Origin of the sequence: Mycobacterium sp., assembly GCF_019247635.1 — a bacterium.
GTDB lineage: Bacteria > Actinomycetota > Actinomycetes > Mycobacteriales > Mycobacteriaceae > Mycobacterium.
This window is the reverse complement of record NZ_JAFBAR010000065.1, coordinates 36,015-50,192: the sequence shown is the minus strand read 5'-3', so window position 1 is coordinate 50,192 and position 14,178 is coordinate 36,015. Positions and strand designations below refer to the sequence as shown.

Below are 14,178 nucleotides of genomic sequence, written 5' to 3'. Positions count from 1 at the left end.
CCCAGTTACTCGATACGTCAACGGTATTCGCCCAACACATGGATCGTTGCGACAAGGCCCTCCGGCAGCACGTGGAGTGGTCACTGATCGACGTCATCCGCGGCGCGCACGGACTGGATCGGGTCGACGTCGTGCAGCCGGCGCTGTGGGCGGTGATGGTGTCCCTGGCCGAGTTGTGGCGCTCGGTGGGCATCGTGCCCGACGCGGTCGTCGGGCACTCGCAGGGCGAGATCGCCGCGGCGTATGTGGCGGGGGCGCTCTCGCTGGAAGATGCGGCGCGGGTAGTGGCGCTGCGCAGCAGGCTGCTGGTGGCGTTGTCGGGCGTGGGCGGCATGGTCTCGCTGGCGTGCGGGCTGGCGCAGGCCCAGCAGCTGGTGGCGCCGTGGGGCGATCGGTTGAATATCGCTGCGGTGAACGGTGTCTCGTCGTTAGCCGTGTCGGGCGACGCCCACGCTGTGAGCGAGCTCTTGGAACGCTGTGCGGCCGACGGCATCCGCGCCCGCAGGATTGATGTCGACTATGCGTCACATTCGGCACAGGTCGACGCGATTCGGGATGCCCTTCTCGAGGCGCTGGCCGGCATCGAACCTCGACCGTCATCGGTGAAGTTCTTCTCCACGGTCACCGGTGAACCCATCGACACCGGTGATCTGAACGCCGAGTACTGGTACCGAAGCATCCGGCAGACAGTGCAATTCGAACACGCGATACGCAGCTGCGCAGACGCCGGATACGGCGTATTCATCGAATCCAGCCCGCATCCGGTGTTGATCGCCGGGATCGAAGAAACGCTTGCCGGGGACGCGGTCGTCGTCCCGACGCTGGGCCGCGACGACGGTGGCCTGGAACGGTTTTGGCTGTCGGTGGGGCAGGCCCACGTCGCGGGGGTAGCGGTCGATTGGGGGGCGGTGTTCGGTGGCGCACGGCGAGTCGACCTGCCCACCTATGGGTTCGTGCGACAGCGGTTTTGGCTGACTGATTCGATGACCGCCGCGGACGCGCGCAGCCTGGGGTTGGCAAATGCTAACCACAGCTTGCTCGGCGCGGTGGTTCAGCGACCGGATTCGGGCGGCGTGGTCCTGACCGGTCGGCTGTCGGCGGCCGCCCAGCCATGGCTGGCCGATCACGGCATAGCCGGCACGGTGCTGTTTCCGGGGGCGGGTTTCGTGGAGTTAGTCGTCCGCGCCGGGGATGAGGTCGGATGCGCTGTGGTAGAGGAGCTGACGTTGTCGGCCCCGCTGGTGATGTCGGGCGCCGATGAGGTGCAGGTGCAGGTTGTCGTGGGTGCCGCCGAGGAGGCGGGGCACCGCGCCGTATCGGTATATTCGCTCGCGGCGCAGTGGATCTTGCACGCTGAGGGCAGATTGGGTGTCGGGACCCACGATCCGGCCTCCGAGCTGTCGGTGTGGCCGCCGGCGGGTGCCGTGGCTGTGGATGTCACCCGCGCGTACGAGCGGCTGGCCGACCGGGGCTACGACTACGGTCCCGCCTTCCGAGGGTTGCGGGCCATGTGGCGGCGCGGTTCGGAGACTTTCGCCGAAGTCGCCGTCCCAGCCGGTGCCGGTGTCCAGGTTGACCGGACCGGGATACATCCGGTGCTACTGGACGCGGCGTTGCACGCGATGGGGTTGGGCCAGAGCCAGACGGTGCTGCCCTTTTCGTGGCAGGGCGTGTGCCTGCATGCCGCGGGCGCCTCGGAGGCGCGGGTACGGATAGCGCCGGCCGGCGCCGGGACGGTTTCGATCGAGATGGCCGATCCGGATGGGCTGCCGGTGTTGTCGGTACGCGAACTCTCGGTGCGTCCGGTGTCGGTGGACCAATTGTCGGTGGTGTCGGCTCCCGCTACCGGACTGCTCGAGGTGACGTGGTCGCCGGTGGCGCTGGAGGAGCACGGCGTTGCGGACGGAGCGGTGGTGTGGGAGTCGCGGGCCGGTGATGGGTCCGTCGTGGGCTCGGTGTATGCGGCCGCTCATGCGGCGCTGGGGGTGTTGCAATCGTGGCTGGCCGCTGACGCGCCTGGCCCCCTGGTGGTGCTCACGCGCGGGGCGATGGCCCTGCCGGATGAGCAGCTCACGGATTTGGCGGGCGCGGCGGTTTGGGGACTGGTGCGATCGGCTCAGGCCGAACACCCCGACCGTGTTGTGCTGGTCGACTCTGATGACACACTCGACGTCGGGTCCGTAGCCCGTTGTGGCGAGCCACAATTGGTGATCCGCAACGGCGTCGCTTACGCGGCCCGGTTGCAGCGCTCGCGGCCGCTGCTGCGGCTGCCCGAGTTGCCATGGCACTTGGTCAGCGGCGGTGGTGGAACACTGGAGGACGTCCGCGTGCGCCCCTGTGCGGCAGCGGAATTGGCGGCCGGGCAGGTGCGGGTGGCGGTCGCCGCGGTCGGGGTGAACTTCCGGGATGTGTTGGTGGCGTTGGAGATGTACCCCGGTGGCGGCAGGTTGGGGGTCGACGGCTCCGGGGTGGTCGTCGAGGTGGGGCGCGATGTGTCCGGCGTGGCCACCGGCGACGTGGTGATGGGGTTGCTCGGGGTGGTGGGTTCCGAGGCGGTGGTCGACGCCCGGCTGGTGACCCGAGTGCCGGCGGGCTGGTCGGTGGTGCAGGCCGCCGGGGTTCCGGCGGTGTTTTTGACGGCGCTGTGCGGGTTGTCGGTGTTGGCGGACGTGCGGGCGGGCCAGCGGCTGTTGGTGCACGCGGCGACCGGTGGAGTCGGCATGGCGGCGGTGCAGATGGCCCGGCACTGGGGTGTCGAGGTGTTCGCCACCGCGAGCCGAGGCAAATGGGACACCCTGCGCGCGATGGGTTTTGACGACGACCACATCGGTGACTCGCGTACGTTGGAGTTCGAAGCGAAATTCCGCGCGGCCACGGCCGGAGCCGGCATGGATGTGGTGCTCAATTCGTTGGCGGGTGAGTCGATTGATGCGTCGCTGCGGTTATTGCCTCCGGGCGGGCGTTTCATCGAGATGGGTAAGACAGATCTGCGCGACCCCGCGCTGGTCGCCGAACAAGGTGTGCTCTACCGGGCATTCGACCTGATCGAGGCCGGCGCGGACCGCATCGCGCAGCTGCTGGGTGAGTTGATGGGCATGTTCGACGCGGGTGCGTTGGTGCCGTTGCCGGTCAAGACTTTCGACGTGCGGTGCGCGCAGCAGGCGTATCGGTTTGTCAGCCACGCCCGTCACGTCGGCAAGGTTGTGCTGACGCTACCCGAGGGGCCCGGGCAGTCCGGGTTGGCGGGGGGCACCGTGCTGATCACGGGCGGGACCGGGATGGCGGGTTCGGCGGTGGCGCGTCACCTGGTTGATCGGCATGGGGTCGCCAATGTGGTGCTGGTCAGCCGTTCGGGTGGGCGGGCCCAAGGGGTTTCGCAGTTGGTCGCCGAGCTGCGCGAGGCCGGCGCGGAGGTGGCGGTGGCGGCCTGTGATGTGGCCGATCGCGGCGCGGTGGCTGCCTTGTTGGCGGGGCTTTCCCCGCGGTATCCGCTCAAGGGGGTGATCCATTCCGCCGGTGTTCTCGATGACGGGTTGATCTCCGCACTGACGCCGGAGCGGGTGGATGGCGTGCTGCGAGCCAAGGTCGACGGCGCCTGGAACCTGCACGAGCTCACCCGACACCTGAATTTGTCGGCCTTCGTGGTGTTTTCGTCCATGGCCGGGGTCGTCGGCACCCCGGGTCAGGGCAACTACGCGGCGGCCAACAGCTTCCTGGACGGGCTGGCAACCCAGCGACGGGCACAGGGGTTGGCCGGGTTGTCGATAGCGTGGGGCCTGTGGGGGCAGGCCAGCGCGATGACACGACGTCTCGGTGATCGCGACATAGCCCGGATGACCCGGTTCGGGCTCGTACCACTGTCTACCGAGCAGGCACTCGACTCGATCGATGCCGCCCTGCTGGTCGAGCGACCCGTCGTGGTTGCCACTCGCCTGGATTCGGCCGCGCTCGACCGCCACCGTGCCGCGCTGCCGCCGATACTGAGCGGGTTGGCGTCCCGTGCCGTGCGACGTGTCGTCGATCGTGCCGCCGCCACCGTGTCGACGGTCGGCCTGGCAGCGCGGTTGCACGGCCTTAGCGCCGAACAACGACAACGGGCGCTGGTGGATTTGGTATGCAGCAACGCCGCCACCGTGTTGGGGCGCTCCAGCATCGCGGACGTCAACGCCGGACGCGCTTTTCAGGAACTGGGCTTCGACTCCCTGACCGCCGTAGAACTGCGCAACCGACTCAAAACCGCTACGGGACTGAGTCTTTCACCGACCCTAATTTTCGACTATCCCACCCCCGCCGTGCTGGCCGGCCACCTCGGCGCACAGTTGAGCGATGACGTCGACCAGGGCAGCCTGATCACTCGATTCAACGACCTCACCAGCGAACTGCAAGCCCTGCTAAGCCAAGGTGCTTGGAGTCCCGACCAGAAGGCACAATTCACCACCCGCATTCATCGCCTGCTCACCGGCCTCGACACCTACCTGGACCCGGATATCGACAATGCCAGCGACAGCGAACTGTTCGCGATGCTCGACCAGGAACTCGGTCAGTGAGCAGCACAGAGCACATCGACTACCTGAAACGCCTGACCGCGGATCTGCGCCGCACCCGGCGAGACCTGGCTGAGCTGGAAGGTAAGCTTTCCGAACCGGTGGCGGTGGTGGGAATGGCATGCCGGTATCCGGGCGGTGTGGATTCCCCGGAGTCGTTGTGGGAGTTGGTGGTTGAGGGACGCGACGCGGTAGCGGATTTTCCGGTCGACCGCGGTTGGGACTTCGCGGGGTTGTTCGATCCAGATCCCGACGCGGCGGGAAAGATGTACGTGCGGCAGGGGTCCTTCCTGACCGACGCGGCAGACTTCGACGCGGCATTCTTCGGCATCGGGCCCAGCGAGGCGATGGCGATGGATCCGCAGCAACGGTTGATGCTGGAAATCTCGTGGGAGGCCTTGGAGCGGGCGGGAATTGACCCGTTGGGCCTACGGGGATCGGCCACCGGCGTGTTCGCCGGGGTCATTCACGCCGGCTACGGAGGCCAGGTTGAGGGCGAGCTGGAAGGCTACGGGCTGACCGGGTCGACATTGAGCGTGACGTCGGGTCGGCTGGCATATGTGCTGGGCTTGGAGGGCCCCGCGGTATCGGTGGATACGGCGTGCTCGTCGTCGTTGGTGGCGATGCACTTGGCCGCGCAGTCGTTGCGTTCGGGGGAAACCGATTTGGCGCTGGCCGGTGGCGTGACGGTGATGGCGACGCCGGCGGCGTTTGTGGAGTTCAGTCGGCAACGTGCGCTGGCTCCCGACGGTCGATGCAAGGCGTATGCCGGTGGTGCCGACGGGACCGCCTGGTCGGAGGGTGCCGGGGTGCTGGTGCTCGAGCGCCTGGCCGATGCCCGACGGTTGGGCCATCCGGTGCTGGCGCTGCTGCGGGGGTCGGCGGTGAACCAGGACGGTGCCTCCAACGGCCTCACGGCGCCCAACGGACCCGCCCAGCAACGGGTGATTCGAGCCGCGCTGGCCAGCGCGCGCCTGACCGCAAGCGACGTGGACGTGGTGGAGGGACACGGGACCGGAACCGTGTTGGGCGATCCCATTGAGGCGCAGGCGCTGTTGGCGACCTACGGGCAGGGCCGCACCGAGCCCCTGTGGCTGGGATCGATCAAATCGAACATCGGACACACGTCGGCCGCCGCCGGTGTGGCCGGGGTGATCAAGATGGTGCAAGCGATGCATCACGGGCTGATGCCCAAGACCCTGCACCTGGATGTGCCTACGCCGCACGTGGATTGGTCGACTGGTTCGATCTCGCTGTTGACCGAACCGCGACCCTGGCTGGTCGGGGCGCGGCCACGCCGGGCGGGGGTGTCGTCGTTCGGGATCAGTGGCACGAACGCGCACGTGATCGTCGAGCAGGCGCCCGCCGATGCCGAAATCCCTGCGACCGTGCACAATAACGCCGCCGCAGCCTGGGTGGTGTCCGGCCGCTCCGAAGAGGCGCTGGTGAGGCAGGCGGGGCGGCTGCTGGACCATGTGTCTGCTCACCGGGATACCGCTGCGGCGGACATCGCCTGGTCGTTGATTTCCACCCGATCGTCGTTCGAGCATCGGGCGGTGATCGTTGGTGCCGACCGCGAGGCGTTGACGGGCGGGCTGGCGGCGCTGGCAGCCGGTGCACCCAGTGCGAATGTGGTCACAGGCCGGGCGCGGCCGGGGGGCAGGACAGTTTTTGTGTTTCCCGGCCAGGGTGCGCAGTGGTTGGGTATGGGCGCGCGGCTGTATGAACGTTTCCCCGTGTTCGCCAATGCCTTTGACGAGGCCGTCGAGGCGGTGAATGGCCAGCTGCGCCTTCCGTTGAAGCAGGTGGTATGGGGCGATGACCCAGCCCTGTTGGCGAGCACCGAGTTTGCGCAGCCGGCGTTGTTCGCCGTGGAGGTGGCGTTGGCGGCGCTATGGCAGCACTGGGGTGTGGTGCCCGACGTGGTCATGGGCCATTCGGTCGGTGAGATCGCCGCGGCCCAGGTGGCCGGCGTGCTGACATTGGAACAGGCGGCGCGGGTGGTGGGGGCGCGGGGACGGCTGATGGCGAAGTTGCCGACCGGCGGCGCGATGGTTGCGGTGTCCGCCGGCGAGGCGGAGGTGGCGCCGTTGCTGGTCGAGGGCGCGGAGATCGCGGCGGTCAACGGTCCTGGGGCCGTGGTCGTTTCGGGTCCCGAGCCGGCGGTGGGTGTGGTGGCGGACCGGGTATCCGCGCAGGGTCGGCGGGTGCATCGGCTGGCCGTTTCCCACGCGTTTCATTCCGTGCTGATGGAACCGATGTTGGCGGAACTCTCGGAGTTGCTTGCCGACCTAACGGTCATGCGACCACGATTTACGTTGGTATCCAACCTATCTGGCCAGGTGGCCGGACCCGGATACGGGTCGGCGTCCTACTGGGTTGACCACGTGCGCCGGCCGGTGCGCTTCGCCGCCGCCGTTCAAACCGCGGAGGCACTCGGGGCCAGAGTCTTTGTCGAGGTTGGGCCCAGCGGAGGTTTGAGCGCTGCGGTGCAGCAGTCGCTGAGCACCGAGCCCGTGGCGTCGGTCGTGGCGATGCCGCGGGGCCGCCCGGAGGTGGAGTCGGCACTCGCGGCCGCCGGTCAGCTGTTCACCAGGGGAATCGAGGTCAATTGGAGGACGGTTCTGGTTCCCGGCCGTCGCGTGGACCTACCGACGTATGGGTTTGTACGGCGTCGGTATTGGCTGGGCGCCATGGGCACCGGTTCGGGCGTGGATGTCCGCAGTGCGGAATTGGTCCGGGTGGATCATCCGTTGCTGGGTGCGGTGCTGGAGCGACCGGATGTGGGCGGGTTGGTGTTGACGGGTTGGCTGTCGGCGGGTGAGCAGCCGTGGCTGGCCGATCATGTCGTCGGCGGTGCGGTGCTGTTTCCCGGCGCGGGTTTCGTCGAACTGGTGTTGCGGGCTGGCGACGAGACCGGCTGCGGGGTAGTGGAGGAGTTGACGTTGTTGGCTCCGCTGGTGCTGCCGGCCGGCGGTGGGGTGCGGGTACAGGTGGTGGCGGGTGGCGCCGACGACTCGGGGCACCGCGCGGTTTCGGTGTATTCGAGTGGAGCGCACCCGGATTCGGGATGGCAGTTGCACGCAGAAGGCATCCTCGGTCCGCGACCGACGACGCCGGCAACCAATTTGTCGGTGTGGCCGCCGGTGGGGGCGTCAGAGCTGCCCGTCGATGGTGCCTACGAGCGGTTGGCCGCGCGGGGTTATCACTATGGCCGAGCGTTTCGGGGCCTGCGCCGCATGTGGCGACGCGGTGGGGAGATCTTCGCCGAGGTCGCTGTTCCCCAGGACGCGGATGTGACGTTGGCTGGCTTCGGAATTCATCCGCTGATACTGGATGCGTCGCTGCACGCAATGGGACTGGCCGATGAGCGCGCCGAGACGGTGTTGCCGTTTTCCTGGCAGGGAGTATGTCTGCATGCGGCGGGGGCCTCGCGGGGGCGAGTTCGGTTAGCACCGGTCGGTGGCGGGGCCGTATCGGTTGATCTGGCCGACGCGGTGGGGCAGCCCGTGTTGTCGGTGCGAGAACTGGTGATGCGTCCGGTGTCGGCTGCACAGTTGTCGACGGCAGCGGCACCTCGTAGCGGCGGGCTGCTGGAGGTGGCCTGGTCTCCGGTGTCGTTGGGCGGCAACGGGAGCCACGACGTCGGAGAGGTCTGGGAGGCGCCGTCGGAAGGGGTGCGTGCCGCCACCTATGCGGCGCTGGGGGTGTTGCAGTCGTGGTTGCGCGGTGATCGCGCCGGGTTGCTGGTCGTGTTGACCCGCGGCGCCGTCGGGCTCGCCGGTGCGGACGTCCCGAACTTGGCGGGCGCCGCGGTATGGGGGTTGGTGCGTTCCGCGCAAGCAGAGCATCCGGGTCGTCTGCTGTTGCTGGATACGGACGGGTCGGTGGATGTGGGGGCGGTGATCGGCGGCGGTGAAACGCGATTGGTGGTGCGCCGAGGGGTGGTGTACGCCCCGCGCTTGCGGGCGGTCCGTTCGCAGCTGGTTTTGCGTCTGCCCGAACGACCGGCGGTATGGCGATTGGCGGCGGGCGCCGGCGGAACACTGGACGACTTGGTGGTGCAGGAGTGCCCACGCGTGGAACTGGCGGCCGGGCAGGTTCGGGTCATGGTTGCTGCGGTCGGGGTCAACTTCCGAGATGTGTTGGTGGCGCTGGGAATGTACCCGGGCGCCGCGCAGGTGGGGGCCGAGGGTGCGGGGATGGTGGTCGAGATCGGTCCGGGTGTGACCGGATTGACGGTTGGCGATTCCGTGATGGGCTTGCTGGGGGTGGCCGGTTCCGAGGCGGTGGTAGACGCGCGGATGGTGACTCCGGTGCCGGCGGGATGGTGCGTGGCGCAGGCCGCGGGCACACCGGTGGCGTTCTTGACGGCGTTGTACGGGCTGTCAGCGTTGGCTGGGCTGCGGGACGGCCAGAAGGTGTTGGTGCACGCCGCTGCTGGTGGTGTCGGCATGGCTGCCGTCCAGTTGGCTCGGCACGGCGGCGCGGAGGTTTTCGGCACGGCCAGCCGGGGGAAGTGGGAGACGTTGCGGGCCTTGGGATTCGACGACGACCATATCGCCGATTCGCGCACGCTGGAGTTCGAGGTGAAATTCTTGGCTGCCACCGGCGGGGCCGGGGTGGATGTGGTGCTCAACTCGCTGGCCGGCGATTTCGTGGACGCCTCGCTGCGGCTGCTGGCACCGGGTGGGCACTTCCTCGAGATGGGCAAGACGGATCTGCGTGACCCGCAAGTGATCGCCGAACGGTATCCGGGCGTGCTGTATCGGGCGTTCGACCTGATGGAGGCCGGCCCGGACCGCATCGCAGACATGCTGGCTGAACTGATCGGGCTGTTTGAGAAGGACGCGCTGCACCGGTTACCGGTAAAAACTTGGGATGTGCGCCGGGCCGCAGAGGCTTACCGATTTGTCAGCCAGGCCCGCCACGTCGGCAAGGTGGTATTGACGCTGCCCGACGGACCCGGTGTCGGGTTGGCTGCGGGCACGGTGTTGATTACCGGGGGCACAGGGATGGCGGGTGCGGCACTGGCTCGTCATATGGTGCGCCGGTATGGGGTGCGCCATCTGCTGTTGGCCAGCCGCAGCGGTGGAAATGCCGAGGGTACAGCCGAATTGGTCGCCGAATTGACCCAAGCGGGCGCGCAGGTTCGGGTCGCGGCCTGCGATGTGGCCGATCGCACCGCCTTGGCGGAGTTGTTGGCGAATGTGCCCAAGCCACTGACGGGGGTGATTCACGCCGCGGGCGTGCTGGACGACGGGCTGATCTTGTCGCTGACACCGGATCGCGTGGATGCCGTGCTGCGGGCCAAGCTTGATGCGGCGTGGAATCTGCACGAGCTGACCCAGGATCTGAATTTGTCTGCCTTCGTGTTGTTTTCGTCATTGGCGGGGATCGTGGGGGCCCCGGGCCAGGCAAACTATGCTGCCGCCAACAGTTTCCTCGACGCGCTGGCCGCCTATCGGCACGGCCACGGACTGCCCGGTCTGTCGATTGCTTGGGGGCTGTGGGAACAATCCAGCGCGCTGACCCGACACCTCGCCGATCGGGACAAGGCCCGCATCAGCCGAATCGGATTGGCGCCCTTGCCGACCCCACATGCCCTCGAACTGTTCGACACCGCCATGCTGGATGAGCGCCCCGTCGTTGTGGCCACCCGCTTGGATCCCAGCGCGCTCGCGGAGCACAGCGATGGCCTGCCCCCACTCCTGGGTGAACTCCACAGCCGCCAAACCCGTCGCGCCGTCGCCGACGGTGGCAACTCCACGACGGACCTGCAGGCACGACTGCGGGGGCTGACTGCCGAACAACGCCACCGCGAACTGGTGGATCTGGTCCGCCATAACGCCGCGGCAGTGTTGGGACAAGCCGACCCCGCAGACATCAGCGCCGAAAGCGCTTTTCAGGAACTAGGATTCGATTCGCTGTCCGCCGTTGAACTGCGGAACCGACTCAAAACGGCTGTCGGCCTGACCCTTTCGCCCACCGTGATCTTCGACCATCCCTCACCCGCCGCGCTGGCCGAACATCTCGCCACCCAGTTGGCCACCGTCACCGCCAGCACCACCGATGACCCACCCAACCGGATGAGCCGCTTTAACGACATCGCCCGCGAATTACAGGCACTGATCGACCAACCCGGCTGGGGCCCGGATGAGAAAACTCACCTTACGGGCCGTCTGCAGAATCTGCTGAACGCTTTGAGTATGCCTCGCCCACAGCCGGAACCGAGTCCCTATCCGTTCGACGACGATATCAACGCGGCCACCGAAAGCCAACTGTTCGCGATTCTCGATGACGAGTTGGGCCCCTAGACCAGCACCGCTCGCGGGTCAGTCGGACGAACCGTTGTTGCCGTCGGTTCCGGAACTGGCCCTGCACTGCGGTTACGCGGGACTCACCTTTCAAATAGCCTTGGGAGATCGCGTCGGTAGCTTGGTTGCAGGCGCAGTTGAATGCTGGAGGATCGCGTGCACCCGACAGACGTAGCGGTCATCGGACTCGCCTGCAGATTCCCCGGCGCTGCAAACCCCCGGGACTTCTGGCGCGTTGTCCGTGACGGCCTGGAAGTTACACAGTTACCCGGCGCAACGGACCGAACCAACACCCAGCGCGAAGGTTTGCTGGATGACGTCGCAAGGTTCGATGCCGATTTCTTCAACGTGTCGCCACGCGAGGCATGCGCGATGGATCCCCGGCAGCGACTGGCGCTGGAGCTGACCTGGGAACTGTTGGAAGATGGTTGCCTTGCGCCGGAGACGCTCCGCGGAGAACAGGTCGCCGTGTACATCGGGGCGATGACCGATGACTACGCCGTGTTGGCGCTCCGCGACGTCCGGGAAAACCCCGAGGACCCGCAGGGTCTCGGTCATCACACGTTCGCGGGCGTGAGCCGGGCAATGATCGCCAACAGAATCTCCTACGCCTTCGGGCTGCAGGGCGCCAGCGCGACAGTCGATTCGGGCCAATCGTCGTCCCTGGTGGCGGTCCACCTTGCGTGTGAAGGACTGCGTACGGGTCAGTCGGCCGTGGCCGTAGCGGGTGGCATTCACCTCAACCTGGTGGCCGAGACAGCCCTACTAGAAAGGGAATTCGGCGCCGTGTCGGCTTCCGGGCACACTTATGCGTTCGACGGCCGCGCGGACGGCTACGTGCGAGCTGAGGGTGCGGGACTGGTGCTGCTGAAGCCGTTGCCCGCCGCCGTGGAGGACGGGAACCGCGTCCGCGCCATAATTCGCGGCAGCGCCGTCGGCAATGCCGGGCACGGCAGCGCCGGGCTGACCGTGCCCTCGGTGGCCGGCCAGGTCGATGTGATCCGGCGCGCGTTATCCGCCGCCAGCCTGGACAAAAGTCAGATCGACTACGTCGAGGCCCACGGGACCGGCACCGAGGTCGGGGATCCGATCGAGGCAACCGCGCTGGGGGAAGTCTTCACGGGCCCTCGGCAGCGCCCCCTGCTCCTCGGGTCGGTCAAGACCAACATCGGTCATTCGGGCGCGGCCGCAGGAGTCGCAGGCCTGATCAAGACCGTCCTCGCCGTCGAAAACGCCGTGATCCCAGCGAGTCTCAACTACGTAGGTCCCAACCCCGACGCCGACGTAAACAGGCTTGGCCTTCAAGTCAATACGGAGTTGACGCCGTGGCCCACCGACGATAGTCCCCGCCGCGCGGGTGTGTCCTCGTTCGGGATGGGTGGCACCAACGCGCATGTGATTGTGGAGCAGGCCCCCGCGCCGGAAATACCGAAAAGCACTGTGGAGCAACCCCGTGATGATGACGTGGTAGTGCCCTGGGTGCTATCGGCTCGGTCGGGTGCCGCGTTGGCCAACCAGGCGGCGCGGTTGCTGGCTTACGTCAGCGAGCGGCCGGACCTAGGTGTGGCTGATGTGGGTTGGTCGCTGGTGACGACGCGGACGGTATTCGAGCAGCGCGCGGTGGTGGTCGGTGACCGCGACCGACTGTTGGCCGGTGTGGCGGCCTTGGCCGCCGAAGAGCCCGGTGCGGTGGCGGGTCGTGTACGCCCGCTGGGCAAGGTGGCGTTCATGTTTCCCGGTCAAGGCGCGCAATGGCTCGGTATGGGGCGACAGCTGCATGCCCGCTTCCCGGCGTTCGCGCACGCGTTCGACGAGGCGGCTCGGGCGTTGGACGCCCATCTGCGGCTGCCGTTGCGGCAGGTGATCTGGGGTTCCGACGCGACGACGCTGGAAAGTACGGAGTTCGCTCAGCCGGCGTTGTTCGCAATCGAACTGGCGTTGGCCGCGTTATGGCAACACTGTGGTGTCACACCAGATTTCCTGATCGGCCATTCAGTGGGGGAGATCGCCGCGGCCCAGGTGGCCGGGGTGCTGTCACTCACGGATGCCGCCAGGCTGGTGGCGGCTCGAGGCCGGTTGATGGCGGAGTTGCCGGCCGGCGGTGCGATGGTCGCGGTGGACGCCAGCGAAGAGGAGCTGGCACCGATGCTTGGCGCGGATGTGAATATCGCAGCGGTCAACGCTGCTGACGCCGTGGTGATTTCGGGTTCCGAGCGATCAGTGGGCATAGTCGCCGATCGTGTCGCGGCCTGGGGTCGACGCGTGCGTCGGCTGGGGGTCTCGCATGCGTTCCACTCGACGCTGATGGAGCCGATGTTGCCGCAGTTCACAGATGAGCTCGCCGACATCTCTTTCCACCACCCACGGATTACGTTGGTGTCCAGTGTAACTGGAAAACTCGCCGGTCCGGGATACGGGTCGGCGGCGTACTGGGTTGAACACGTGCGCAAGCCGGTGCGTTTCGCCCAGAGCGTTCGGGCCGCCGAGGAGTTGGGTGCGGGGCTGTTCGTGGAGGTCGGACCCGGCGGCAATCTGAATGCGGTCATCGAGCAGGCGTTGCCCCTGGTATCGATCACCAAGGACCGCCCCGAGGCGGATTCGGTGTTGAACGCGGCCGGACACTTGTTCTGTAACGGCATATCGGTTGATTGGCGGATGGCCTTTCCCGGCGCTCGGCGGGTCGAGCTCCCCACCTACGGCTTTGTCCAACAACATTATTGGCTGACGGGAGAAGAGCCGCCCGCTCCACCAGTCGGAGAAGGCCGCGCCGAGCACCTGAAAGGATTGAGCCCGAACGAACTACGCCCACACCTGATGCGGTTGGTGTGCTCGCACGCGGCCGCCGTGCTTGGGCACTCCAGCAGCCACGACATCGATGCCGAAAGTGCCTTTCAAGAGCTCGGGTTCGACTCGTTGACGGGAGTCGAACTTCGCAACCGCCTCAAAGCCGATACTGGCTTGGTCTTGTCGCGCACCCTCATCTTCGATTACCCCACCCCGATAGCGTTGGTCGACCATTTGAGCCGACAACTGCACACCGGTCATACCGCAGACGACGACGAGAAGATCTGGGCTATGTTGCGCAAGATACCTATCCACGAATTGCGCAGAACCGGATTGCTCGACAAACTGCTGCTGCTCGCCGGTGAGCGCGAAACGTCTCACGGCACAACTGTCAGCGACGACGTTATCGACTCGCTGGACCCCGAAGCGCTGATCGCGTTGGCGCTCAACCCGGCCGACGGGGAAGATGAGTCATGAAACCCGATCTGGCAGACTCAATTACGGCTACATCAGTAAGAAGAAAATACGACAGG

General features: G+C 66.9%; 3 protein-coding genes. All 3 read left to right on the top strand.

The genetic code is table 11. From position 1 onward, the window contains the following. The coding region (locus tag JO236_RS09295) for an SDR family NAD(P)-dependent oxidoreductase (RefSeq protein ID WP_293327732.1) at positions 1 to 4,547 on the top strand (4,547 nt) is incomplete at its 5' end. After that, positions 4,544 to 10,861, top strand: a complete 6,318-nt coding sequence (locus tag JO236_RS09290; protein ID WP_293327729.1) for a type I polyketide synthase — start codon at positions 4,544 to 4,546, stop codon at positions 10,859 to 10,861. The genes JO236_RS09295 and JO236_RS09290, both read left to right, overlap by 4 nt. A gap of 156 nt (positions 10,862 to 11,017) precedes the next feature. Then, positions 11,018 to 14,122 carry a type I polyketide synthase gene (locus JO236_RS09285; protein WP_293327726.1) on the top strand — a complete coding sequence of 1,035 codons (3,105 nt, stop codon included), beginning with the start codon at positions 11,018 to 11,020 and terminating at the stop codon, positions 14,120 to 14,122. The last annotated feature ends 56 nt before the right edge of the window (positions 14,123 to 14,178 follow it).